This window comes from Clostridioides sp. GD02377 (assembly GCF_045899875.1).
GTDB lineage: Bacteria > Bacillota > Clostridia > Peptostreptococcales > Peptostreptococcaceae > Clostridioides > Clostridioides difficile_A.
Map to the genome: position 1 here is coordinate 136567 of NZ_JBJODA010000006.1, position 26108 is coordinate 162674.

Sequence of the window (26108 nt, forward strand, 5' to 3'; positions counted from 1 at the left end):
TTAATAAAAATAAATACAAAACAAAATGAATGAATAAATAAAATATTTAGTTTAATTATCTTTACAAATAAAAATTTTAGTAATAAAATAATTGTTGGAAAAGATTTTAAATTCAGATTATTCATTTTTTAAAGTAATTAATCTGCAAACCTTTATTAATATATGTAAATAGTTAAGTATATATGTATTTAATTAGCATAATATAGATAAAAATATTTATTTTAATTGTTTATTTTCTGAAGAAAAGGTCTTTATTAGTAATCATAAAAAATAAAATTAATTAAGAAAAGAGAGGATGTGTATATTGTGATTGAGAATGGATTTGTATATTGTAGTTTCTTAGTTGTATTTGTAGGTGTAATTTTTTTTATGGTAGATAAATTGAAATGGAAAATATTTGATGTAATTAATCCAATGCTTTTAATATACTTAGGAGCAGCTATACTAGCATCATTTGGTTTATTTGCACAAAATGATGATGTTGGAATATATCAAAATATAATAACAGTAAATTTTTTACCATTAATGTTAGTTTTCTTGTTAATTCAGTGTGATTTAAGAAAAATATTAAAAATGGGTCCTAAAATGTTATTATCATTTTTCTGTGCTACATTTACATTTATGCTTGGATTTGTTATAGCATTTATAATTTTTAAAGGTTCAATGGGTGCAGACTCATGGAAAATTCTTGGAGCAGCATCTGGTTCATGGATAGGTGGTTCATCAAATATGATTGCTGCAGCAAATGCTTTAGGAGTTGCAGAAGAAGGTCTTAGCTATGCAATACTTATGGGTTCTATAGGATATACAGTATGGATGTCTGTTTGTTTAATGTCTGTAAAATTTGGACCTAAATTTAATAAATGGACAAAATGTGATACAAGTTTTATAGATGAAGTTACATCAAAACTTGAGAAAGAAAATAAAGATAATACAGCACCCACATTTGTAGAACTTATGACTTTACTTTCTGTTGGGTTTGGAGTAGCAGCTTTTGCACAAATTGTATCTAAGATACTTCCAACTTCGGGAATACTTAATGAAACTATGTGGGTAGTACTCGTTGCATCTACAGTATCAATACTATTAGGTATGACTAAAATATCAAAACTTAAGGGAAGTACATTAGTAGGGAATGTGTTTATGTATTTACTTCTTGCAGCTACAGGAAGTAAAGCAAATTTCTTTGGATTGTCAGAAGCACCTGTTTACATAATGTTTGGGTTAGTAGTAGTACTTGTACATGCTATTTCATTTATAGGACTTGCAAAATTGTTTAAACTAGATTTATTTACTTGTGAGGTAGGAAGTATAGCTAATATAGGGGGAGTAACCACAGCACCTATGATTGCTGGAGTTCATAACCCAGTATTAATACCAGTAGGAGTGCTTATGGGACTTTTAGGAAATGTCATAGGTACATATTGTGCTCTTATGGTAACTCAAATATTACATATGTTAGCTTAATAAAAAACAATATTAAACTAATACTTTTATATAAGAAAAGTCATCTCAATTTAAGTGTAAGCTTTTATTGAGATGATTTTTTGTTTGACAATATAATTTATATAAAAAAGATATTTTGACATATTTAGTGCATAACATTGTAAAACTTACTAGAATCGAGATATATTTAATTTTTGTATTGAATCGAACGTCTGTATGATGTATAATAAATATATAGAACGAATGTTTGCAGAACGGATGTTTTTTGAATTTATTTTAATAATTTATGAATATATACCATAATACATAAATATATTTAAATATAAAGATTAAAAAGAATTTAAAGGAGTGTTGATAACTTATGATAATTCCATCAAGAAGAATACAAGATATAACATTAACAAATTTAAAAAATGGTGAAGTAACTTTAATTGAATTGGATGAAATATATAAGAAGATGGGATTTTTATTTGTTGTTAGTGAAGGCAAATTGAAAAAGATAAAAAAGGAGAATCATCATTAGAAATGAATGAAATAATAAATATTATAATAGTTTATAAAACCTAACTTATATAGTATATAAATACTTAAGTTAGGTTTTTTTGTGATAAAGTTTATAAGTAATTAAATAAGTAATTGATTTTATAAGCTAAGTAATGTTATTAAGTGAAAAATAAATAAGTTTAAACTTTAATAAGTATTATATTACATAAGAGGTGATATTATTATGAAAATAGTAACCTACAATATTCATAAAGGTATGGATTCAAATAATAGATTAACTCTAACTAAAATGGGAACATATTTAAAACAGTTGGATTGTGATGTAATTTGTTTGCAAGAAGTATTATATCCTCAATTTTTAGCTTTAAAAACTGTTTTAAATATGGATGGTGTATTTGCTACAAACGTAAAAAAAGTAAGTATGATATATGGTATTTGCACGTTTACAAAATTTAAAATATTAAACAGCAATCATTTTTTCCTAACTAACAAAAAAGAACAACGAGGAGCACTTTGTATGACTATAGATGAATATGGAAGAATAGTAAATATAATAAATACTCACTTGGGTCTTGATAGACAAGAAAGAGCAAAACAATTAGATGAAATAATAGACTATAGAAATAGATTAGTGGGGATAGTTGTTTTGTGTGGTGACTTTAATGAGGAAAATGTCTTTTTAAGCATGTTTAATGATATTGCCATTTCACTAGCTAAGTCTCATCTATCTACATTTGAAAAATCAAAATCTAGGATAGATTACATTTTTGTTAATAAAAATGTTGAGTTAAAGGGATATGAAGTAGAAAAAATTTACTTGTCAGACCATTATCCAGTGATAGGTTATATTTAAATTTTAATATAAATTAAACTAATTATTATAAAATCCTTGATTTTTTTATTAAGAAATAATAAAAAAATATAATAAAAAAATATCAAAAATAAAACTAATTATAAGACATAAATTTACAATAAAGTTACATTTGATTAAATTCCTTGTTTAAAAAAAGCTATTCAAATATAATCTAAAGTAGTTTTGAAATGGAAACTCTATTAGGCAAAATTAAGTTAGTGTTAAAATGAGGTGAAGTTATGGGCAGAAGTGCAACAAGGGTTTCAAGATTAGGAAAAGAAAGAAAGAGAAATCTTATAATAGTATTAGCAATTTTAGTTGTAGCTATAGGAGGATTTACTTATTTTTTTAATAACAAATTTCTGTATAATGGGAAAATCGCTAAAAATGTGTATATAGAAGGAATAAATGTATCTGATATGACTAAGGAAGAAGCATTAAAAGCTATAACAGGTAAGTATATTCCAGAAGATTTAAATCTTAGTTATGATGGGAAAAAATATACAATATCTCCAAAAGATATTGACTTAAGATATAATACAGAAGAAGTTGTAAAAAATGCATATGAGACTACAAAAAAAGGCTCTTACTTTCAAAACTTAAAAAAATATATTGATATAAGAATAAATAAGCTAGCTCTAAAAATAGAATCCAGTTATGATGAGGCAAAGCTTAGTTCAAAAGTATCATCTATAGCAGATAGTATCAATGTCAAAATGAAAAATGCTTCTATTAGTGTTGGAAGTGGAGGATTGAATTATACAGATTCTGTTGTAGGAAGAGAATTTGATTTAGCAGCAAACAAAGAATCTATATATAATATGATAAAGAATAAAGAGCATAAGTTTTTAGAACTTAAAGTAAATCTTCAAAAACCAGACATAACAACTGAGCAAGTAAAAACTGTGAATTCTGTTATAGGTCAATATTCAACTACTTATTCTCAGGCTGTAGAAGGTAGGTCATATAATGTAGGTCTATCAGCAAGAAAAACTAGTGATGTATTATTAATGCCAGGCGAAGAGTTTTCATATAATAAGCTTACAGGACCTAGCAATAAGGCTAATGGTTATAAGGATGCACCAGTTATAGTTTATGGGAAATTAGAACAATCAGCAGGTGGAGGTGTTTGCCAGACATCTTCAACAATTTATAACGCTGCTCTTATCTCAGGAATGGAGATAACTCAAGTCACAAATCATTCGTCTGCATCAACGTATGTGCCAAAAGGAAGAGATGCTACTGTAAGTGATGGAGGATTAAACTTAAAGTTTAAAAATCCATATGACCATCCTGTATATATTAAAAACTATGCAGGTGGAGGAAGTGTATCATCAGTAATATATGGTAACTCTGGTGACAAACCTAATATATCAATAGAAGTAAAACAGACTGGTCAAAATAAGTATTCTACATATAGAATATTTAAAGATTCAAATGGAAATGTAATAAAAAAAGAACATATATCAAATAGTTCCTATAAAGAACTAAAAAAATAAATCATTTTTTAAAGTGATATTTATACAAAAAAACAAGGAAGCCTCTTACTTTCTTGTTTTTTTTGTATAAAAGTAACATTATTGACTCTTGTTTTGATATTAGAGTCATTAATATATAGAAAATATTCCTATATATTGGTATAATTGTAAATAGATTTAGTTATATAAAATGTATGAGGAGGTGACATGGTTGAATTTTATAGGCAATAGATATGAGGTAGTAAATTCTGATGACGTTTTAGAAATTAACAAAATCTATAAAGCTAGAGATGTTTTTTACAGAAAAAATGTGCTAATAAAAGTCATAAAGCACAATAATTATATCTGTGGGGATTTTGTTTCAAATTTAATTGATGAAAGTACTGCTTTAGATGAAATAAACTCTCCTTATATACTAAAAATAATAGATGTTGGAATTCATTGTACAGAAGAAACAACACTGTATTATGTTGTAAGTGAAGACTTTAATGGTATCGGATTAGATGAATTAATTCTAGGGAATTATCTTCATTTAGAAGCAATTGTAAATATAATGATACAAGTTTTAAAAGCTTTAGAAATGATACATAGAAATCATTCATATCATGGTAGTTTAAAATCAAGTAGTATAATAGTAGATACAGAATATAATATCAAGGTTTGTGATTTTGGAATTACAAAAGCAAATAATGGGGTTAATACAAGAAGTTATGGAAATAGAAGGTATTTATGCCCACATCAACTATGTATAAATTATACCGATAAAGAAAGTGATTTTTTTGCGACAGGACTTATTTTATTTGAGTCAATATTTAAAAAATTACCTTTTGGAGAATTGAATTCAGAAGAAAGAATATTACAGTCTATTGATAAAGGATTAGATTGGAATAGTATAAAAGCAATTAATGGGAATACAGAACTTATAAACGTTATAAAGAGGCTTCTTGGTAGAAATAACAAGTATACCAGAGCCAATGATATTATTGTTGATTTAAGTAAAGTAATGTATGAAAAAGCTTATATAGAAGTTGAAGATGAGAAAAAAGAAGAGAAAAAAGAAAAAGTCGTACAGATAAAAAAAGAAGAAAAAATTAAAGTGAGAAAAAAATTACATAAAAAACTTGTTGTTGCTGGTCTAGCAATAGTTATGATTTCAATGATTATTATCAGCTCTATAATATAAAAACTATATATTACATATTTAAAAGCAATATCTATGAACAATATACATATAGATAGAAAATTTAGTTTAGTCATAAATTATGAGAGGAAGTGGTTATTATGTTAGAAAAAAATAATGAGGTATCAAACATCTAAGAATATTTTAACAAATAGCCACCTGCTTTTGTAATTTAGAATAAAAAGCTGTGGCTAAAAGTCACAGCTTTTTGCTACTTTTTAAAGGCAGGAACATATTAAAAAGGAGCAAAGTATGAGTGAAATAAAAATAATAGCAAGCGATAAGTGTTGGATTGAAGATATAGCAAAGAAACAGCTTGAAGATATTTCAAACTTAAATGGAGTTTTAAAAATAGTAGGATTACCTGATTTACATGCAGGTAAAATACCTGTTGGTCTAGCTGTTGAAACTAGTGACTTTATTTATCCACATATAATTGGAAATGATATAGGATGTGGAATGACCTTATTTAAAATTGGGATTTCAAAAAAGAAATTTAAAAAAGAAAGATGGATTAAATCTCTTGATAAGATTAAAGACTTATCAGATATAGAAATAGCAGATATATATGAAGAAGAATGTCCAATTTTAAATTTGGGAACTATTGGAAGTGGAAATCATTTTGTAGAGTTTCAGTGTGTAAATGAAGTTTATAATAAAGAAGAATTTGAACAATTAAGATTATCAACTGATGATATAATGATGTTGGTTCACTGTGGCTCAAGAAATTATGGAGAAACTATTTTGAATAAATTTTATAATAAAAATGGTATTGAGGTTGAAAGTGATAAAGCAAGAGCGTATATGGAAAGTCATGATAAGGCTTTAATTTGGGCAGAACGTAATCGTGAAGCTGTCAGTAAAAAAATTATGCAATCAATAGGTATATCTGGAAATATTGAAAAGATATTATCTATAAATCATAATTTTATAGAGAAAAGACAAGATAAATTTATACATAGGAAAGGCGCTGTTTCAAGTGAAAGTGGAGCTGTAATTATACCAGGTTCGAGAGGGAGTTTATCATATATAGTTATGCCTACTGAAAATACAGAGATATCTTTATATTCTCTGTCACATGGAGCTGGTAGAAAATGGTCTCGTTCAATTTGTAAATCTCGTCTTAAAAACAAGTATAATAAAGACAACATAAAACAAACTAAATTTAAAAGCCATATTATATGTAATGATATAAATTTATTATTTCAAGAGGCTCCAGAAGCTTATAAAAATATAGAACAAATTATTGAAAGTTTGATAGAGTATAAGCTTATTCAAGTAGTGGCAACTATGAAGCCACTGATTACTTATAAAGGTTAATTTTCAAAGTTAAGAAAGATTAAAATTATATTAGATTATAAATAGCTGATTTTGTTAGAACATGTAAAATTGTTTTACTATTATCAGCTATTTTTTTGTTCTCATAAAAGAATATAAAATGCAAATAAAGAGATTATGTTAATAAAATAAATAGAAAGTTTAAAAAGTGTGTTGAAAAATAAGGATATAATGAGTATAAGTATTTATGGATTCTTGATGAAGTACAATTTTTATTATGCAAAAATATCAATGAAATTATTTTTATTGACATGAAGATGGAATCTATGAAATAATATTAGGAGCACCAAGATAAATGATTAAGTAAAAATAGAAAAGGAGCAGTTTTTTATGAAGAAAAATACTAATAGTAATGAGTCCGGGGTTAAGCTTCTTAATAAATAAGGAGTTTGATGCAGAATAACTCCTTATTTATTAAGTCGTTCACAAAATAACTATTATCAGAGTAAATGGTATGGGGATTTAAAAGCCTATGACTTATAAATAAAGGAGAAAAAATAATGAATAGTAATACATTTGAAAGATTACAACTAAACGAAGTTAAAGAGTTAATAAAAGCATATTGTGTAAGCTCACTTGGAAAAAATCTGATAGATAAATTAACTCCTAGTGGTAATATTGGAGTAGTAAGAAGAAAGTTAGCAGAAAATAAAGAAGCTAGAAAGATAATTGAAAATAGCAATCATATACCACTTGAAGGATTGTTTAATGCAGGTTCTACAATAGACAAAATTGAAAAAGGAATGATAATAGAACCAATTGAACTTGTAAATATTGAAGATTTTTTAAGAGGATGTAGGAAGATTAAAGCTTTTATGCTAGAAAAAGAATTTTATTCACCTACATTAAGTTCCTATGCTTTAAATATAACAGAATGTAAAAATATAGAAGATGAAATAAATTACTGTATAAAATCGAATAAAGTCGATTCTAATGCTAGTAAAGAATTAAAAAAAGTAAGAAGAAATATAGAAATTACAGAAGGAAAGATAAAAGATAGACTAAATAAATTTATAACATCAACTATAAATAAAAAATATATACAAGAGTTTATAATAAGTAAAAGAAATGATAGATATGTAATACCAATTAAAGCTTCCTACAAAAATGAAGTTGATGGTACTATATTAGACACCTCATCAAAGGGAAATACTGTATTTATTGAACCTATAAGTGTTTCAAATCTAAGTACAGAGTTGACTATGTTAAAAGCTGATGAGACCATTGAAGAATATAAAATCTTATCTTATTTAACAGAACTTATATTTGATAAGATAAATCAGATAAAATTGAATATAGAAATACTTTCTGAATATGATATGGTATTTGCAAAAGCTAAGTATAGTCAAAAAATAAAAGGTATTACTCCGAAAATAAATAATAATGGCTATATAAAAATAATTAAAGGTAAACATCCTCTTCTAACAGGAGATGTTGTACCTTTAGATTTTGAAATAGGAAAAGACTACAGAAGTCTTGTAATAACAGGACCTAATGCAGGAGGGAAAACTGTAACTCTTAAGACCGTTGGATTATTAACTTTAATGGTTCAATGTGGATTTGATATTTCTGCAAAAGAAGGCAGTGAATTTAGTGTATTTGAAAAAGTTTTTGTGGATATAGGAGATAATCAAAGTATTGAAAATGCATTAAGTACTTTTTCATCACACATAAAAAATATCGCAGAGATTATGAGTTCATCAAATAATTCTACTCTTGTTCTATTTGATGAGATAGGAAGTGGAACTGAACCTAATGAAGGTTCAGGATTAGCAATATCATTATTAGAAGAGTTTTACAGAATGGGATGTATAACAATAGCATCAACTCATTATGGAGAGATAAAGAAATTTGCTAATTTACATCCAGAGTTCGAAAATGCTGGTATGATGTTTGATAAAGAAACTTTAGAACCAATGTATAAGTTGACTATAGGAAAATCTGAGGATAGTAATGCTCTTTTTATTTCAAAAAAAATGGGAATAAAAAATAGAGTACTAGAGAGAGCTAAAGAATATATAATTGATAGAAACTATAATTTAGACTTAATTAAAAGAAGTAAATTACAATCGAATGTTGAAGAAAATAAAAACTCTGAAATTATTTCAAACTATACAGATTATAATGTAGGAGATAAGGTAAAATTATTAGATGAAAATGATTTTGGGGTTGTATATAAACCAACAGACAAGTTTAATAATGTAGAAGTATTATTTAAAGATGATTTTATTTCAGTAAACATAAAAAGATTGGAACTTAGTATAAAAGCGTCAGAATTATATCCAGAAGGATATGATTTGGATACCTTGTTTACTAGTTTTGAAGATAGAAAATTAGAAAAAGATATTCAGAGAGGTTCAAAGAAAGCTCTTAAAAAGATTCAGAAAGAAATTAGAGAAAATAGAAAACAAATATAAAAACACAAAAGAAGCTATCTAAAGATAAAATTTTATTTTTAGATAGCTTCTTTATTAACATATCTTCATAAATCCAATGACCAACAGTATTAAACCACTTAACCAAGATAAGTTTAGATTTATTTTTTTAACAAATACATTTCCTAGTAAGCAACCAAGTAGAACTGCAATTATATTTGAGAGTAAAGAAAATAGAATAACTTGTATATAATTTACTCCTACAAGACCACTACCAAATCCAATTGCTAATCCATCTAGACTTAGAGCAATAGCAAGTGTAAATGCTTCAGCGGACTTAAGTATTTTAGATTTACTTGTATCTAAAGTATCAGGTTCAATGCTTACATTAAAATTTAGTTTAAGGTCTAACATATTAAGATTATAATCTTTTGAATGTATGGATTTTTTCTTAAAATAAGATTTAAAAAAGCTTTCAATTAGTCGAGCACTTCCTAATAAAAATAAGATAAAGAAACATATTAACATTGTTATATTTTGAGGTAAAAAATCTCTAACGATTGTACCTGCAAAAAGTGATATTGCTAAAATAGCTGAACAGACTACACTAATAATTATATTTGAATATAAAGGAACTTTAACTTTATTTACGCCATATCCAAAGCTTGTTACAAAGGCATCTATACAAAGAGAAGTCACTAATAAAATTGATTCAATCACAGCAGATTAACATCCTTTCTCTTAAATTTTGTACTTATATTAGTTATAGTATTGTAAAAATGGATAAATTGTTACAGATAAACCAATAAATTGTTGATAAAATTTCAACATCATACAACACCTAAGTAACAGAACAATCATATTAATAATATAAAACCAATCATAATAAAGCAGGTGAAAAGGATGGAACAAAATAGTGCGGTTGGAAATTTCGGTGACTTATTTAAGATTTTGCTAGAAGAAAAAGATATATCAATGGGAGAATTGAGCAAAAAAAGTGGAATTGACAAAGCTACTATATCTCGTATAGCTAATAATAAGCAAAAACCCAATATAAATCACTTGGAAAAGATAGCAATACATTTAAATATTAATTTAGAAGAGTTATTAAAAGCTTCAGGACATGAATTTAAAAGCAATAATAATCAAATATTTAATACAGATAGTGATTTTAGTAATTTTGATGATATTCTTGGATTTGCAAATTTAATCAATGATAAGAATTTTAATGGAAACATTGAAAAAGAATTGAGTAAGTGCAAATTATATGTACAGACAGATGAAGGTAAAAAACTACTTTTTGATAATTTTAGTAAAAAAGTAGATTCTATTGAAAAGCAAGGTCAATTTACAGATAGACTAAGAAAAATGTATGCTGACTTTTGTACAGGAGGACTTACAATAAAGAAATATTTATTGATTGGAAGTATGTTACTTTATTTTGTAATATCAACAGATGTTATTCCAGATTTTGTATTTCCAATAGGATTTATGGATGACTTAGTAGCACTAAATATAGTTACAAAATTACTCAAGGATGATAAGTAATTTTAAAGTTGTATTTATTACTTAAAGAAATAAAAGTATAGATAAAATTTATTCTCTTATTTGTAAGTAAGATATTAAAAATTTTAAAATGAACAAGTTAATATATATTTTATAAGTATTTAAGTATATAAAATAAAATAATATCCAAACTAATACAAAATAGTAATAATTGTTTTGTACTGGAGGATATTTATGAACTGTAAATGGATATCTAAAATAGATGGACAAAAAAAATGCCCTAGAGAAGCGGATTCTTCTGGATATTGTATCTTTCATAAAGAACATAAGTCTGATAAAGATATACAACTAATGATGGATACTATTTATAAAGAAGAAATTAGTGAATTTGATGGGTTTATATTTGAAAATGAATTTAATGCAGAAGAAATATTAACTTATAATTACAAAAGATTGAATTTTTCTGAAGTAATATTTAAAGAGAAAGTAAATTTTAAAAAATACATTTTTAAAAAGAATATTATTTTTAACTATACAGAATTTAGAAAAAGTGTGTTTTTTAATGGTGGTGTATTTCTAGAAAACTGTGATTTTAATAAAACAAGATTCAGTAAAGCCTATATAAATGACCGTATATTTGAAAAAGTAAAATTTAAAGGACCTGACTTAGTAGTTAATAGAGCAGAAAATTTTCCACGAATGGATGGAATTATTTTTAGTATGTGTACAAAGTTTGTACTAAAAAATGTAGAGTATAATAAAAGTGAGTATAAGCATGGAAAGATAAATTATAGAATAGCTAGAAATCAAGCAACAAAAATTGGAGAATACGAAATGATAGGGTTTTATTATTATAAGGAAAGAATTTATAGTAGTAAAATAATGAAACGCTCTGATTATCCTACTTTCAGTGACTATTTAGTTGAGAAATTTTTTGACCAAGTAGCACGTTATACTACAGGTTATGGAGAAAAGCCATGGAATATATTGTTAGTAATTATAGTGATAATAAGTGTTTTTGCCTTATTATACTTGTTTGTAGGCATACAAAGTTCAAATAGTACACTTGTAGCTTTAAATATAAATAATATAGGTGATTATTCATTAAGTGAGATTTTTAGAATGTATATAGACTTATGGTATTTTAGTATGGCTACATTTAGTACAGTAGGCTATGGAGATATGGTTGCTACAAGTTTAATTGGAAAGGCTTTAGCAGGAATAGAAGTATTTTTTGGAGTTACAATAGGAGCAATTTGGGCATCTGTGATTATTAAAAGGATGATAAGATAATATCTGTGTAAATATGGATAGGTATTAATTACTAGATATAAATTGGACTAAATAGGGAAAATTTAAATATAAATATACTTAATAATCCAAGAAGGTGAAAAAATTGAAAAATGCAATAAGAAAAATTATAGCATTAGCCATGATACTAGTTTTTATAATACCAACTTATTCATTTGCAGATGAAAAATCTGTAGACAAATACTCAAAAACATCTATACTTATAGACCAAGAGACAGGTAGAGTTTTATATAGTAAAGAACCTGATATGAAGGTACCATTAGCTAGTTTAAGTAAGATGATGACTTTTTTACTTGCAATAGAAGCTATTGAAAATAAAGAAGTAAAAGAAACTGATGTAGTAAAAATAGACAAGTCTATTGCATCTGTAAAAGGTTCAAGTTATAAACTTAAAAATGGTGAAGAAGTACCACTTATAGAGCTTATGAGAGGTCTTATGATTGTATCAGGAAATGATGCGGCAATTGCTATAGCAAAACATATTTGTAAAACTAAGGAAGCGTTTGTGGATAGAATGAATAAAAAAGCAAAAGAAATAGGAATGACAAATACACATTTTCTAAATCCAAATGGTCTTCCAATATACGATTTAAATAATCCAAAACAACCAGCAAAAGAAAATAAATCTACTGCAAGGGATATAGCTATTCTTGGTAAATACATGTTTGACCATTATGAAAAACAAGTAACAGCTATAACTGATATGGAGACATATACAAATTCAGATAGAAGTTTTGAAAAAAGCAATACAAATGCATTATTAAGAATTATACCAGAAGTAGATGGTATAAAAACTGGATATACTGGTAATGCCGGATATTGTTTATCATTTTCTATGATTGTAAACAAAAATGAAAAAAATGAGAAAAAACGTAGAGTAATAGGTGTAGTATTGGGTACTAATCATAAAAATAAAAGAACATCTGCTTCTTTAGCACTACTTAAATATGGAAAAGAAAATTTTAATATGAAAAAATTAATTGATAAAGATAGTTTTATTGGTAAGAAATATATTAAAGGCATGAAAGAATTAGAAGTTACTTTAAAAGCTAAGGATGAACTTTACACAGTATTAAAAGATGATGAAAGTATAAAATCAGAAGTAAAGATTAAAGATATAGAATATCCTGTTAAAAAAGGTGATACTATGGGTACTATAAAATACTATACTAATTCAGGTGACTTACTTGGAAGTGTAGATATAGTAAGTAGTAATAATGTAGACAATATATCATTAAAAACAAAATTAAAAATGAAATTTGCAAATTAAATTCAAAAAAATGGTATAAAATACACAAAAAAATATAAAAATAGAAAATATGGAAAAAATATTGTTATTTTTTCACCTCTATGATATACTACTAGAGGTGAAAAAATAAAATAAATCACACACAGCATTGGGATCCTTAAAAGGTGCCTATTACATGGTTTTTTAGGGAGAAGATCAAGCTGGAGGTATAAAACCAGGAGGTAAAATATGTCAGTAATATCAATGAAACAATTATTAGAAGCAGGTGTTCACTTTGGTCATCAAACAAGAAGATGGAACCCTAAAATGGCTAAGTATATATTCACAGAAAGAAATGGAATATATATAATAGACTTACAAAAAACAGTTAAAAAAGTTGAAGAAGCTTACAAGTTCACTAAAGAAGTAGCTGAAACAGGAAAGCCAATCTTATTTGTAGGAACTAAAAAACAAGCTCAAGATGCGATAAAAGATGAAGCTGAAAGATGTGGAATGTACTTTGTTAATGAGAGATGGTTAGGTGGAATGTTAACAAACCACAAAACTATAAAAACTAGAATAAATAAATTAAGAGAATTAGAAAAAATGGAAGAAGAAGGTGTATTTAATGTTCTTCCTAAAAAAGAAGTTATAAAATTAAGAGCTGAAAAAGAAAAACTAGAAAAATACTTAGGTGGAATAAAAGACATGCCTGAATTACCAGGTGCAATGTTCGTAGTTGACCCAAGAAAAGAAAACATAGCTATACAAGAGGCTCATAGATTAGGTATACCAGTAGTTGGTATAGTTGATACTAACTGTGACCCAGAGCAATTAGACTTTGCTATACCAGGAAATGATGATGCTATAAGAGCCGTAAAATTAATAACTGGTGCTATGGCAACAGCTGTAATCGAAGGTAGACAAGGTGCTGAAGAAGAAGTAGCTGAAGACCAAGAATAATAATTTGACAATTAAATGGTAAGGGTCGCCCTTACCATTTATAATATGGAATAGAATAAGTAGGAGGAAACTTAAAAAATGGCTAATATAACTGCTCAAATGGTAAAAGAGTTAAGAGAAAGTACAGGCGCAGGAATGATGGACTGCAAGAAAGCTTTACAAGAAGCTGAAGGAAATATGGAAAAAGCAGTAGATTTATTAAGAGAAAAAGGATTATCAAAAGCTGCTAAAAAAGCTGGTAGAGTTGCTGCTGAAGGTCTAGTTGCGATAGAAATGAATGATGATAATACAGTTGCTTCTATGGTAGAAGTCAACTCAGAAACAGATTTCGTTGCTAAAAATGAAGACTTCAAAGTATTCGTTAAAGATGCTGCTTGTATGGCATTAGCTACTGATAAAGAAGATGTAGCTTCTTTATTAGGTGAGACTCATAGAGAAGGAATAACTTTACAAGAAGTTTTAAATAATAGAGTTGCAAAAATCGGTGAAAAATTAGACTTTAGAAGATTTGCTAAAGTTGTAACTAATGGACAAGTTGCTGGATACATTCATGGTGGTGGAAAAATAGGTGTTCTTGTTGAAATGGAAACAGAAGCTAGAGATGCTAAAGTTTTAGAATTAGGTAAAGATGTAGCTATGCAAGTTGCTGCTATGAATCCTAAGTACGTTTCAAGAGATGAAGTAGATGCTGAATACATAGCACATGAAACAGAAGTATTAACTCAACAAGCTTTAAATGAAGGAAAGCCAGCTAATATAGTTGAAAAAATGGTTAAAGGAAGATTAGAAAAAGAATTAAAAGAGGTTTGTTTATTAGAGCAAACTTTCGTTAAAAATCCAGATATAACTGTTAAACAATTAGTTGCTGATGTTGCTAAAGCAGTAGGTTCTGATATAAAAGTTGTTAAAGTTGTGAGATTCGAAGTTGGTGAAGGTATACAAAAGAGAGAAGAAAACTTTGCAGAAGAAGTTGCGAAGCAACTTAAGTAATAACCAAAGAGAGAACACGCAGGTGTTCTCTTTTTTAAAAAATAGAAAAAAATGGATATGAAGGATTGAAATAGGAGGTTTCTGATGGATAAACCAATGTACAAAAGGGTATTGTTAAAATTAAGTGGAGAAGCATTAGCTGGAGAAAGAGGTTTTGGTATAAACAATGATGTAGTTAATGATATTGCTATTGCTATTAAAAAAATACAAGAAATAGGTGTTGAAGTAGCTGTAGTAGTAGGTGGAGGAAACTTCTGGAGAGGTAGAACTAGCGAAGGAATGGACAGAACTACTGCTGATTATATAGGAATGTTAGCTACAGTTATGAATGCGATGGCATTACAAGATGCACTAGAAAATATAGAGGTTGCTACAAGAGTTCAAACTGCTATAGATATGAGACAAATTGCAGAGCCATATATAAGAAGAAGAGCAGTTAGACATTTAGAAAAGGAAAGAGTTGTTATATTTGGTGCAGGAACAGGAAACCCTTACTTTACAACAGATACAACTGCTGCTTTACGTGCTGCTGAAATGGAAGCAGAAGTTATCCTGTTAGCTAAAAATGTTGATGCAGTATATGACAAGGATCCAAAAGTACATGCAGATGCTAAGAAATTTACAGAATTAAGTTATATGGAAGTTATACAAAAAGAATTAAAAGTAATGGACTCTACAGCTACATCTTTATGTATGGATAATAAGATTCCAATAAAGGTATTTGAGCTTACAACAGAGAATATAATAAGAGCAGTAAAAGGTGAAAATATAGGAACTACTGTAAAATAATGAAGAATGAAGGAGGAGTAAAATTATGAAACTAGAAATACATAAGCAGTTAGAAGAGAAAATGAATGGGACAATTGATGCTCTGAAATTTGAATTTGGGACTATAAGAGCAGGAAGAGCTAATGCACAAATGTTAGACAAGATAAGAGTTGATTATTATGGAACTCCAACTCCGATAAATCAAATTGGTGCTATATCTGTACCAGAACCAAGAGTATTGATGATATCTCCTTGGGATAAATCTGCTATGCATGAAATAGAAAAAGCTATATCTAATTCAGATTTAGGATTAAATCCATCAAATGATGGTGAAGTTATAAGACTTTCTGTACCTGCTTTAACAGAAGAAAGAAGAAAAGAACTAGCTAAAAAAGCTAGTAAAGCTGCAGAAGAATTTAAAGTTAGAATAAGAAATGAAAGAAGAGACGCCAATGAAAAGATTAAAAAAATGGAAAAAGGCGGAGAATTAACTGAAGATGAGTCAAAGAAAGCACAAGATGAAGTTCAAAAAATGACTGATAAATTTATAAAAGAAATAGATGCATTATTATCTAAAAAAGAAAAGGATATAATGGAGGTATAATATTGAAAAAATATTATAACCTTTTAGGTCTTCATGTAGATGAGGTAAAAAAATATTTTGATGAACAAAATATAACTTATACTATAAAATCGATTGAAGGCAAAAAGGATAAAGATAAACTTGTAGTTCCTAGAGTTATAAAAATATCTGAGATAGGTGATAATGTAGAACTAATAATCACATACTTTTCTGACTCCTTAGTTTAAGGAGTCAGAACAATATTGGAGGCAAAATATGAATAACAACATTATGTATGACATAGACTTAAATAACATACCTACTCATATTGCTATTATAATGGATGGGAATGGAAGATGGGCAAAATCTAGATTTCTTCCAAGAACTGCAGGACATAAGGCTGGAGTAGAAACTATAAGAGATATAGTAAAAGAATGCTCAAATTTAGGAGTTAAGCACTTGACATTATATGCATTTTCAACAGAAAATTGGAAGAGACCAAAAATTGAAGTTGATACACTTATGAACTTATTATCTACATACTTAAGAAATGAAATAGCTGAGCTTCATCAAAATAATGTAAAAGTAACAGCTATAGGAGATATAAGTGCTTTACCAAAGACTTGTATAAGAGAATTAAACTCAGCTAAGGAAATGACAAAAGACAATACAGGAGTTAACTTAAATTTAGCATTAAACTATGGAAGTAGGGCAGATATAAAAAATGCTCTTATAGATATAGTAAAAAATTGTGAAAGTGGTAAAATAGATATAAACAATATTGATGAAGATATTATAAAAAACTATTTAAGCACAAAGTCTATACCAGATCCAGACTTGGTAATAAGAACAAGCGGTGAACAAAGATTGAGTAACTTTTTACTTTGGGAAGTTGCTTATTCTGAGTTTTACTTCACTGATATACATTGGCCTGATTTTAATAAAGAAGAATTACAAAAGGCTATTTATGTATATCAAAAAAGAGATAGAAGATTTGGAGGACTTAAGTAAGGAGATTATTTTATGCTTACAAGAATTATTGCTTCACTAGCTCTGGTTCCATTATTTCTATTTGTTGTATATGGAGGGATTCCTTTATATATAGCTGAGATGGCAATAGTTTATATTGCATTACATGAGTTTTATAAGGCGTTTAAAATAAAAGATATAAATCCAATCTTCATTATTGGATATATATTTTCTATTTATTTAGCTATAAAAAATATTTTTAACTTACCATTAGAGTATACTTATGCAATGATTTTCATTTTATTTTTAGCAAGTATAATTTATATGTTGATGGGCAAAAACAATGTTATAGATGTTTCGATTACGTTTTTAGGGATTTTTTATATAGGAGTGTTTTTAGATTTTATAGTTATAACTATAAATGGTTTTGAAAAAGGTAATATCTATGTATGGCTTATATTTGTTATATCTTTTATGACAGATATATTTGCATATTTTAGTGGCTATTTACTTGGAAAACATAAGTTAATTCCTAAAGTGAGTCCTAAAAAGACTGTAGAAGGAGCTATTGGAGGAATAATAGGAAGTACACTTTGTTGTATTATATTTGGATATTTATTTGGTATTAATTTGCTTCAATTAGCAATAATAGGAAGCATAGGAAGTATAATAGCTCAATTAGGAGATTTATTTGCATCTTCTATAAAGAGATATGTAGGGATAAAGGATTATGGAAAGATAATACCTGGTCACGGGGGTATATTAGATAGATTCGATAGCGTTATATTAGTTGCACCTTTTGTGTATAGTGCTATTAAATTTTTTATTAGATAAAGATTGGTTTTAAAAGAGCAGTCTATAATTGCTAGTAATGAAAATAGCTATGTAACTTCTAAAAGCAGAAGATTCTGCGATTGTTTAGTTACATGGCTATTTTCATTGTTTAATGATTTAGAATATATTAAGTGGATTATATAAAATAGGTATTGATTTACAAATATATACTATACTTGTAGTATGTATTTGTTTTGTATACGAGAATTGTCATTAAAAAGTATTTTTTTGTTTAATAATATCGATATTCTTAATTTTATTATCTTTTTATAATATATATATCTAAATGTAATTAGTTTATTATATATTTATAAATTTTATTTTTAAACATAATTAATAATAGATAAGTAGATTGTTGCTTTTATTGTACAAGTATATGTATAATTTAAGTAATATCTCAAAAAAAAGGAATATATTTCCATAATGTGATAAAATAAATTCAAAGAGTTAAATTCTAGGTAAATGGTACTTTAATTGTTTATTAAAATAAATTAGATATTCCATCTTCAATGTCATTTACTTGATGATTAAATTTAAAGTAGACTAATATTTAAAATAGCTTTTGAATTAGGTAATGATTTATTATACACATAAAAACTTTCACAGATATAAAATGTTAGTAAAATAAAAAAATAATAGATAAATGTTTATTTCAAAAAGTTTGAAATTTGAGGGGGATGGATTAATGGAGACATTAACTAATAATATTATAGATAAATTAACGAATTTAAATGGGAATTATAATTTTAGGATGATGCTTTCAAGCTTAGAAAATCAGAAGAATCCATATGGAATTATGTTTATTGGAATAGATGATTTTGAGCAAATTAATAATTTATATTCTTACTCATTTGGAGATAAGGTTTTAAAAAAATTTTCTAGAGCTATTTTACCCTTTTTACCTGAAGATGTAAGTTTATATAGATTGGATGGAAATGGCTTTGGAGTTTTGTATCCAGATGGAGATTGTTATGAATTAATAAAACTATTTAATAGGTTTCAGGATGTAGCACAATGTATAAAACAGATTAATGGACATGCTATTTCATTTACTATATCAGGAAGTATTTGTTTTTATCCTAAGGATGGTATAGATTGTGATTCATTGTACCAAAATGCACGTGTTACTTTTGAGAGGGCAAAGAAACAAGGAAAAAAGACTCTCCTTGTCTACTCAAAGGATAAGTTAACTTTTTCTCAGTATTCTATAAAATTGATAGAGTATCTAAGAGAAAGTGTGTTAAATGATTTTAAAGGATTTTATTTAAATTATCAACCACTCATTTTTGCTGATAATAAGAAACTATATGGATGTGAAGTATTACTTCGTTGGAAGAATCCTAATTTTGAAATGAAACTTGGCCCAACTGAGTTTATACCTTTTTTAGAATCTTCTGGACTTATGGATAAAGTTAGTCAATGGATAATTAGAACTGCTTTAAAACAACTGAATATATGGATAAAATATATGCCAAATTTCAAGATGAACATAAATGTATCATATCAACAACTTGAAAACCCTAGCTTCAAGTTCTTTATTTTAGATACTATAAGAAAAGAAGGTGTGCCACCATCTCTAATAACATTGGAATTGACAGAAGATAATACTATAAAAAAAATAGAAGAAATAAGACGTTCTTTCGATTTTCTTCGAAGTCAAGGCATTAAGATTACCTTTGATAGTTTTGGAGCGAAACATTCATCCTTAGAAATTTTTCGTGAATTAAGTGCAGATTCTTTAAAAATTAATCATACTCTTTTAAATCGTATTACATATGATGTAACAGACCAAAAAATTGTTTCACAAATTATTAACTTGTGTCACAGTATGAATATGACAGTCTATGTTGAAGGAATTGAAGATAAGGAAACTTTAAAAATTATTGAACAGATGAGACCAGAAATACTGCAAGGGTTTTATTATAAAGAGCCTATAAATGCAGATAAGTTTCATGAATATTATTTTGAAAAATATGTTGATTCATTTAACTATCAGGAAGATATTATATCAAAAGACACTTCTTTAGAAAAGGAAAAGAGCATGGTATATTCTGCACTCACTCCAACGCATTCAATGAATATAAAAGAACTGATAGATAATGCATATGCAGGTATATTTCAAGTTGGAATGGACCATGAATTTACTTTTCTTACATGTAATGAAGGGTATCGTAGAATGCTTGGTTATACAATTAAAGAGATGGAAGAAAAATTTAAGAATCAAGCATTAGGATTTGTTCATCAAGATGATATAGAATATGTAAATTATGAAATTAGGAGACAACTTGGAATTAGTGATATAGTAACTATTGAATTTAGAGTAGTAAAATCTGATGGAACACCTATATGGATACTCGGAACAGGTAATGTCGTAAGAGGAAAAGAAGGATTTAAGAGCTTAATTGTAGTTATTGTAGAAAATGATAGACTTAAGAAGAGGTCTTTAGAGATGGAAGAATCATATTGGAAATACAGGAAAGTACTGGATAATATTCCTGCTTGTGTAAAATGTATTCGTTTTGATGAAGATTTCACTTTAGATTACATTTCTCCTAGTTTTATATCATTAATAGGTTATACAGAAAAAGAAATAAAAAACAAGTTTGATGGAAAGTATATTGATTTAATCTTTGAAAAAGATAGAAAAAATGTAATAAGTGATATAATAAGCCAAATTAATTCTAAAGATATAATTACACTCAACTATCGCATTAGATGCAAAGACAATCGTTTAATTTCTTTAGAAACAATTTCTAGGTTATGTGAAAATGATAAGGATGGGAAACAGTATTTTTATTCAAGTATAGTAGACGTAACAGATGAAACTTATGAAGAAAAAGATAGAACATCTAATAACTTAGCTAATCGATACCAAAAAGCATTAAAGCAATGGGGTGACATTTTATTTGAATATGATTTTAAGGATGATACAATAATATTTTCTGATAATTATTACAATATTTTTCAAGTAGAACCAAAATCAACAATTACTGAACAGCTATTAAATATTTATGAAGATGATTGTAAGACCTTACTGGATGCTTTAGAAGAGGCACAGAGAGGTAACAAGCCAGAAACAATAGAAATACGTATACTCTCTAAAAATAATGTGCATTTATGGTGTTCTATAGAGTTTAATGAACCAGATAAGATTGGAGATACTGCTATATCCATACTAGGAAAAATAAGAAATATAGATGAAGAAAAGAAAGAGTATAATAAATTAATTGAACAATCTCAAAATGATTTAATGACAGGATTGCTAAATAAGAGCACTACTGAGGAAAAGATTAGAAACATATTGCTATCGAGTGATAGAAGTAGAAGTTATGCTCTGTTTATGATTGATGTAGATAATTTTAAATATGTCAATGATACTATGGGACATGTATTTGGAGATAAAATATTAGTTGACTTAGCTGAATGTTTAAAAAGAAATTTTAGAAAAGCAGATATAGTTGGTCGTGTAGGAGGTGATGAGTTTATAGCTTTTATGGAGTACAGTGGAGAAAAAGAAAGTATACAAAATAAAGGTCTTGATATATTAAAAATACTAGATAGTACATTTAAGTATGATGATTTATATTTTGAAATAAGTGTAAGTATAGGTATTTCTGTATATCCAGAAGATGGAGAACAATTTTATGAGTTATATCATCATGCAGATAGTGCTCTATATAGAGCTAAAGAAGAAGGAAAAAACACATATTGTATGTTTTCTATCTAAAAAAATCTATATTATCAGAGATTGGTCTATCTTAGATATATAGAAGATAGAGCTATTTAAGGTAAATACATACTACTGCAAAGTGTTGATTATGCAAAATTCTATGAAACAGGAACCCTGTGACTTTAGTCATGGCAGATTCAGAAGTGATTAGTCATTTGCAAATTATATAGATATATTATAATTGAGGTAACAATAATGAAGAAAAAATATGATTTTTTAATTTATGCTACTATTTGGTTAGTTGCTATTATAATTTTTATATTTTCCCTATACAATAGTATAGAACATATTAAAATTATAAATTATACTAGTACCATTGGTAGTGAAACTCAAAAAGTTGTTAAACAAGAGTTGAATAATAAAAGAAATGATAACTTGATAAAACAACTAGATAGCATTTTAATAGAGCTAAGAACAGGTAAAGGGGAAAATGGATTACAAAGGTGTGATAATAAAGAATTTCAAGAAAAATTAATTCAAATGGATTCTATGTGGAAATCTATGAAAAAAGAAATTATAAAAGTTAGAAATGGTGGTTCAGGTGATGAATTATACAGATTGAGCGAAACATATTCTTCACTATCTAGAGATGTTATTTTTATATCTGAAAAACATTCTGACATAAAATTGCATACCTTTGCTACTGCATTACTTATCTATCTTATAGTCTCAACAATAAGCCTATTGATTTGGGAATGTTATAATAAAAGAAAATTTGATAAAATATTTTATACTGACAATTTGACAAAAATAAAAAATCAAGTTGCATTTGAAAACAGAGCTATTGAAATTTTACATCATGCACATAAGGGAGAATATGTGTTATTAAATATTGATATTGACAATTTTAAATATATTAATGATACACATGGATATGAATATGGTGATAAAGTTTTAATAATAGTTGCAACTGCACTTTCCAAGACATTTAATACTAAAGAAATTTGTGCAAGAGTTGGTTCAGATAATTTTGTGATACTTGCAAAATATAGAGAGACTCTATTAGATGAAATTAGTAAAATTCTGACTGATGCCATAATATCTGAATTAAATATGAATGTAACTCAAACTATATCTTACTGTATAGGTGCATATTTAGTTGAAGATGAGAAATTAGATTATAAATCTATTAACTCTATAATGGATAAGGCAAATATTGCACATAAGGTAAGTAAAAAGAGAGGGATTTCATCTACAGTATGGTATAATGAAAATCTGTTAAAACAATTACAAATGGAAAATAGTATTTATAATTATATGCACAAGGCACTAGAAAATGAGGAATTTCATATGTATTTGCAACCAAAATTTCAAATATCTTCTTTAAACGTTGTGAGTGCAGAAGCTCTTGTACGATGGTTTTCTCCAGAACTTGGATTTTTGTCACCAGATCAATTTATTCCATTATTTGAGAAAAGTGGATTTATTATTGAATTAGATTTTTATATGTTAAAGAAAGCATGTTCATTTATAAAAAAGACATTTATGAAAAAAAATCAATACACTTATCCTATAGCAGTTAATTTTTCAAGAGTTACTATTTATCAAAATGACTTCTACCAAAGATTTTTAGATATTGTTAGAGAATATGAAATTCCTTTTAAATATATAGAAATAGAGGTAACTGAAAGTGCTTTTAATGAAATATCTGAGCCAGTTATTTCGATTTTGGATAATCTTAAAAAGTTAGGATTTTTAATTTCTATGGATGATTTTGGTTCAGGATATTCTTCTCTAAGTCTTTTATGCTCTTTATCGATTAACGGGTTAAAGTTAGATAAAAGTCTACTTAAAGAAACTTTTAATAGAGAAAAAGTGTATAGTATTATTCAGTGTATTATCGAAATGTCACATCGTATAGATATGTCTGTTGTATGTGAAGGTATTGAAACTAAAAAGGATCTAGATTTTTTAAAGACGATTAAATGTGATGTGGGACAGGGTTTCTATTTTTCTAAACCGATAGAAGAAAAAGAATTTTTTAATAAATATGTAACTGGAAAAATAGTATAATGTTTTTTTATTGATTTATGGATTGAGCTATTTAATGAAATATGAAATAGCTCAATCCATAGTTATGTACATCAAAAATATAAATCATTCAAACTGTTTTTTATATTTATATAAAAATTCTTCTATATTTTTTGATTGTTCCCATATTTCAACTGCCTCTACATCTAGTAAATAAAGTATAGAATCATTTACAAGTTCAACATATTCCCCATCTTCTGAGCCAAGTGCATGCCTTTCAATTTTTAATCCTTTTTCCTCATAATATATTTTTGTTTCTCTATATAATGATTCTCGTTTTTGTATATAGTCTTTTACTTCATTGTTTGGAAAATTATATGAATCTACCAATGTTTCACCATTTATAAAGGTTTTTTCATTAGCAATTTTTTCATCCCAACAATGGATTTCGTTCCAGCTAAAAAATATCTCACCATCATTTGGTATGAATGAAAATCTAGTAATAATATATAAATAATTGTTGAAATTTACTTCATAATATTCAGGGATATCTTTAAATTCAATATAGTAATTTATATAATTAAAATTACTACTGTCTCTTTTTACAAATGGTATTTTTTCAATAAATTTATATATCGATTGTTCATTTTTAAAAATTCCTATATCGTAGCTTCTTTCAAATTGATTAATTTTTAATAAATATGGCATATTTTCTCCTTTTTTCTAAAATATAAATTTAAAAATTTTTTAATTAAATATTTGTATATGATTTATATAATATTATAATAATGAGTTTTAAATCAATATAATAGTATGTATTTTTGGATAGCTATTTTTCTAGTTTTGTAATGCCCAGTATTCATAACCAAATATACTTTTTCTTTTACAAAGTTTAACTAATTTATTTCTATTTATTGACTTGTACATTTTATTGGAAACTTTCATTCTTTTTATTTTATTATCTGCCTCTATTTTAAAATAATGTTCCTTTCCAGAACGAGAAGAAATACTTACTTTATCAATCACTTTTACAAATTCAATTTCAGGTTTATCCAATGTGGCAACATAATTTAAAGCTGGTGTTGTAGAAAAACTAAGAATGAACGTAGAAAAGAGAACTAATAAGATGATAAATTTTGTCTCTCTTATTTTTTTTGAAATTAACATTAAAATATATGGTATAAATAATATTATCATATAAATGAAAACAAAAGTGAATCTCTCTTTTGTGGATGTATATAATAAATTTGTAGATAGAAGAAGAATCATTATTGACAATACACATGCAGTGAAAGGAAATGGTATATAATATTTTTTTAAGTCTCTTTTTTTAGGCATTTCCATTGGCATTTTAGGATATAGTAATAAATACACTATCCAACAAAATAATGAGATAAATATGTATATAGAGAACTTAAGCTTAGTGGGAAGAAAAAAAGCAATAATAGCAAGTGTTGTTAGAAAGTAACGAATAATGCGAACAACATTTCTTTCTTTTTCTATGACAGTTAAATCCCAGTGATTTTTTATAAATTCGTGTTTTCTTTTTTGAGCCTGATTCATTTAATCATCTCCTGTTAGTAGTATAGTTTTAAATCTATTACTTTGATTTATTTTAACATATTTATTTCTACTAAACTATAATTCATATCTATTTATAAAAGAATTATTTATCTAAATAGGTGAAAATTTTCCAAAATAGATAAAATGTGATAAAATATATTTTGCGAGGTGATAATATGATTTCATACGCTCCATTATGGAAATTATTAATTGACAGAAAAATAAAGAAAATGGAATTTGTAAATATATCAGGTATAAGTATTTCTGTTTTAGGGAGACTAGGAAATGATAAATCTGTTTCTATGGATACAATGGAGAAGATATGTCTGGCACTAGACTGTAAAATAGAGGATGTTGTTGAAATAAAAAGAGACATTTAATGATACTAAAATATTTTATAATACTTTATAAAATACAGAAACAATGGATTGATTTTGGTTTGTAGAATATACTACATGAAATTTCTATGAAGAGTAAAAATAATTGTTTTAGTAGTGTTATAATGTTTTGATAGGGTATATTTATTATTAGAAAGGATT

Annotated in this window: 24 protein-coding genes; 21 read left to right on the top strand and 3 right to left on the bottom strand. The window is 26.7% G+C overall.

The features are described from left to right. Window positions 1-306 precede the first annotated feature (306 nt). From Q3304_RS06845 to Q3304_RS06875, 7 genes are all read left to right on the top strand, one after another. The gene (locus tag Q3304_RS06845) at window positions 307-1467 is read left to right on the top strand and encodes a DUF819 domain-containing protein (RefSeq protein WP_054270609.1); all 1161 of its coding nucleotides are present in this window, start codon (window positions 307-309) and stop codon (window positions 1465-1467) included. 340 nt (window positions 1468-1807) lie between these two features. Beyond that, window positions 1808-1969, top strand: a complete 162-nt coding sequence (locus tag Q3304_RS06850) for a hypothetical protein (RefSeq protein ID WP_003424559.1) — start codon at window positions 1808-1810, stop codon at window positions 1967-1969. Between the two features lie 204 nt (window positions 1970-2173). Then, window positions 2174-2803, top strand: coding sequence for an endonuclease/exonuclease/phosphatase family protein (locus Q3304_RS06855; RefSeq protein WP_407813858.1), 630 nt, complete (start codon window positions 2174-2176; stop codon window positions 2801-2803). A gap of 239 nt (window positions 2804-3042) precedes the next feature. Beyond that, on the top strand, window positions 3043-4302 hold the full coding sequence (locus Q3304_RS06860; protein WP_407813857.1) for a VanW family protein: 1260 nt from the start codon (window positions 3043-3045) through the stop codon (window positions 4300-4302). A 181-nt stretch (window positions 4303-4483) separates the two neighbouring features. Continuing rightward, window positions 4484-5464 carry a protein kinase domain-containing protein gene (locus Q3304_RS06865; RefSeq protein WP_407813898.1) on the top strand — a complete coding sequence of 327 codons (981 nt, stop codon included), beginning with the start codon at window positions 4484-4486 and terminating at the stop codon, window positions 5462-5464. A gap of 249 nt (window positions 5465-5713) precedes the next feature. After that, window positions 5714-6781 (top strand): RNA ligase RtcB family protein, encoded by a 1068-nt coding sequence (locus Q3304_RS06870; protein WP_407813856.1) that lies wholly within the window; start codon window positions 5714-5716, stop codon window positions 6779-6781. Window positions 6782-7299: 518 nt separating this feature from the next. Next, window positions 7300-9216 (top strand): endonuclease MutS2, encoded by a 1917-nt coding sequence (locus tag Q3304_RS06875; protein ID WP_054270604.1) that lies wholly within the window; start codon window positions 7300-7302, stop codon window positions 9214-9216. A 54-nt stretch (window positions 9217-9270) separates the two neighbouring features. Here the strand turns inward: Q3304_RS06875 and ytaF are convergent, their stop codons facing one another. Then, the gene (gene ytaF, locus Q3304_RS06880; protein WP_074179643.1) at window positions 9271-9894 is read right to left on the bottom strand and encodes a sporulation membrane protein YtaF; all 624 of its coding nucleotides are present in this window, start codon (window positions 9892-9894) and stop codon (window positions 9271-9273) included. Window positions 9895-10077: 183 nt separating this feature from the next. Here ytaF and Q3304_RS06885 point away from each other — a divergent pair, with 183 nt between their 5' ends. The 13 genes from Q3304_RS06885 to Q3304_RS06945 all read left to right on the top strand — a co-directional run bounded on the left by Q3304_RS06885 (window position 10078) and on the right by Q3304_RS06945 (window position 24048). Further along, window positions 10078-10722, top strand: a complete 645-nt coding sequence (locus Q3304_RS06885) for a helix-turn-helix domain-containing protein (RefSeq protein WP_054276925.1) — start codon at window positions 10078-10080, stop codon at window positions 10720-10722. A gap of 192 nt (window positions 10723-10914) precedes the next feature. After that, entirely contained in the window at window positions 10915-11973 is a 1059-nt protein-coding gene (locus tag Q3304_RS06890) for a potassium channel family protein (RefSeq protein ID WP_407813855.1), read from the top strand. Window positions 11974-12076: 103 nt separating this feature from the next. Continuing rightward, complete coding sequence (locus Q3304_RS06895) at window positions 12077-13261, top strand: D-alanyl-D-alanine carboxypeptidase family protein (protein ID WP_176702528.1); 1185 nt, start codon at window positions 12077-12079, stop codon at window positions 13259-13261. Window positions 13262-13468: 207 nt separating this feature from the next. Then, complete coding sequence (rpsB, locus tag Q3304_RS06900; RefSeq protein ID WP_003424537.1) at window positions 13469-14182, top strand: 30S ribosomal protein S2; 714 nt, start codon at window positions 13469-13471, stop codon at window positions 14180-14182. A gap of 78 nt (window positions 14183-14260) precedes the next feature. Next, window positions 14261-15172 carry a translation elongation factor Ts gene (gene tsf, locus Q3304_RS06905; RefSeq protein WP_054276922.1) on the top strand — a complete coding sequence of 304 codons (912 nt, stop codon included), beginning with the start codon at window positions 14261-14263 and terminating at the stop codon, window positions 15170-15172. A gap of 84 nt (window positions 15173-15256) precedes the next feature. Continuing rightward, window positions 15257-15961, top strand: coding sequence for a UMP kinase (pyrH, locus tag Q3304_RS06910; RefSeq protein WP_021384989.1), 705 nt, complete (start codon window positions 15257-15259; stop codon window positions 15959-15961). A gap of 25 nt (window positions 15962-15986) precedes the next feature. Further along, window positions 15987-16544 carry a ribosome recycling factor gene (gene frr, locus Q3304_RS06915; RefSeq protein ID WP_021384992.1) on the top strand — a complete coding sequence of 186 codons (558 nt, stop codon included), beginning with the start codon at window positions 15987-15989 and terminating at the stop codon, window positions 16542-16544. A 2-nt stretch (window positions 16545-16546) separates the two neighbouring features. Then, complete coding sequence (locus Q3304_RS06920; RefSeq protein ID WP_054270598.1) at window positions 16547-16750, top strand: hypothetical protein; 204 nt, start codon at window positions 16547-16549, stop codon at window positions 16748-16750. A 28-nt stretch (window positions 16751-16778) separates the two neighbouring features. Then, entirely contained in the window at window positions 16779-17513 is a 735-nt protein-coding gene (locus Q3304_RS06925; RefSeq protein ID WP_054270597.1) for an isoprenyl transferase, read from the top strand. Window positions 17514-17525: 12 nt separating this feature from the next. Next, window positions 17526-18305, top strand: a complete 780-nt coding sequence (locus tag Q3304_RS06930) for a phosphatidate cytidylyltransferase (protein WP_054270596.1) — start codon at window positions 17526-17528, stop codon at window positions 18303-18305. A 3-nt stretch (window positions 18306-18308) separates the two neighbouring features. Then, entirely contained in the window at window positions 18309-18449 is a 141-nt protein-coding gene (locus tag Q3304_RS06935) for an RNA helicase (protein ID WP_407815416.1), read from the top strand. A 541-nt stretch (window positions 18450-18990) separates the two neighbouring features. Continuing rightward, window positions 18991-22032, top strand: coding sequence for a diguanylate cyclase domain-containing protein (locus Q3304_RS06940; RefSeq protein ID WP_407815171.1), 3042 nt, complete (start codon window positions 18991-18993; stop codon window positions 22030-22032). A 198-nt stretch (window positions 22033-22230) separates the two neighbouring features. Then, the gene (locus tag Q3304_RS06945) at window positions 22231-24048 is read left to right on the top strand and encodes a putative bifunctional diguanylate cyclase/phosphodiesterase (protein WP_407815170.1); all 1818 of its coding nucleotides are present in this window, start codon (window positions 22231-22233) and stop codon (window positions 24046-24048) included. Between the two features lie 84 nt (window positions 24049-24132). Here the strand turns inward: Q3304_RS06945 and Q3304_RS06950 are convergent, their stop codons facing one another. Both Q3304_RS06950 and Q3304_RS06955 read right to left on the bottom strand, forming a co-directional pair. Continuing rightward, complete coding sequence (locus Q3304_RS06950) at window positions 24133-24714, bottom strand: hypothetical protein (RefSeq protein ID WP_074179646.1); 582 nt, start codon at window positions 24712-24714, stop codon at window positions 24133-24135. A 129-nt stretch (window positions 24715-24843) separates the two neighbouring features. Continuing rightward, a complete protein-coding gene (locus tag Q3304_RS06955; RefSeq protein WP_407815169.1) occupies window positions 24844-25569 on the bottom strand; it encodes a hypothetical protein in 726 nt (241 codons plus the stop codon). 176 nt (window positions 25570-25745) lie between these two features. Here Q3304_RS06955 and Q3304_RS06960 point away from each other — a divergent pair, with 176 nt between their 5' ends. Next, a complete protein-coding gene (locus Q3304_RS06960) occupies window positions 25746-25949 on the top strand; it encodes a helix-turn-helix transcriptional regulator (RefSeq protein ID WP_021384994.1) in 204 nt (67 codons plus the stop codon). Window positions 25950-26108: the final 159 nt, after the last annotated feature.

Bases quoted from the DNA above. Each gene is read 5' to 3' on its own strand.
- tsf (WP_054276922.1), top strand. From the start codon at position 14,261: ATGGCTAATATAACTGCTCAAATGGTAAAAGAGTTAAGAGAAAGTACA.
- Q3304_RS06945 (WP_407815170.1), top strand. From the start codon at position 22,231: ATGAAGAAAAAATATGATTTTTTAATTTATGCTACTATTTGGTTAGTT.
- Q3304_RS06950 (WP_074179646.1), bottom strand. From the start codon at position 24,714: ATGCCATATTTATTAAAAATTAATCAATTTGAAAGAAGCTACGATATA.
- Q3304_RS06930 (WP_054270596.1), top strand. From the start codon at position 17,526: ATGCTTACAAGAATTATTGCTTCACTAGCTCTGGTTCCATTATTTCTA.
- Q3304_RS06955 (WP_407815169.1), bottom strand. From the start codon at position 25,569: ATGAATCAGGCTCAAAAAAGAAAACACGAATTTATAAAAAATCACTGG.
- frr (WP_021384992.1), top strand. From the start codon at position 15,987: ATGAAACTAGAAATACATAAGCAGTTAGAAGAGAAAATGAATGGGACA.
- pyrH (WP_021384989.1), top strand. From the start codon at position 15,257: ATGGATAAACCAATGTACAAAAGGGTATTGTTAAAATTAAGTGGAGAA.
- Q3304_RS06960 (WP_021384994.1), top strand. From the start codon at position 25,746: ATGATTTCATACGCTCCATTATGGAAATTATTAATTGACAGAAAAATA.
- Q3304_RS06855 (WP_407813858.1), top strand. From the start codon at position 2,174: ATGAAAATAGTAACCTACAATATTCATAAAGGTATGGATTCAAATAAT.
- Q3304_RS06890 (WP_407813855.1), top strand. From the start codon at position 10,915: ATGAACTGTAAATGGATATCTAAAATAGATGGACAAAAAAAATGCCCT.
- Q3304_RS06860 (WP_407813857.1), top strand. From the start codon at position 3,043: ATGGGCAGAAGTGCAACAAGGGTTTCAAGATTAGGAAAAGAAAGAAAG.
- Q3304_RS06925 (WP_054270597.1), top strand. From the start codon at position 16,779: ATGAATAACAACATTATGTATGACATAGACTTAAATAACATACCTACT.
- Q3304_RS06875 (WP_054270604.1), top strand. From the start codon at position 7,300: ATGAATAGTAATACATTTGAAAGATTACAACTAAACGAAGTTAAAGAG.
- Q3304_RS06850 (WP_003424559.1), top strand. From the start codon at position 1,808: ATGATAATTCCATCAAGAAGAATACAAGATATAACATTAACAAATTTA.
- Q3304_RS06885 (WP_054276925.1), top strand. From the start codon at position 10,078: ATGGAACAAAATAGTGCGGTTGGAAATTTCGGTGACTTATTTAAGATT.
- Q3304_RS06870 (WP_407813856.1), top strand. From the start codon at position 5,714: ATGAGTGAAATAAAAATAATAGCAAGCGATAAGTGTTGGATTGAAGAT.
- rpsB (WP_003424537.1), top strand. From the start codon at position 13,469: ATGTCAGTAATATCAATGAAACAATTATTAGAAGCAGGTGTTCACTTT.
- Q3304_RS06940 (WP_407815171.1), top strand. From the start codon at position 18,991: ATGGAGACATTAACTAATAATATTATAGATAAATTAACGAATTTAAAT.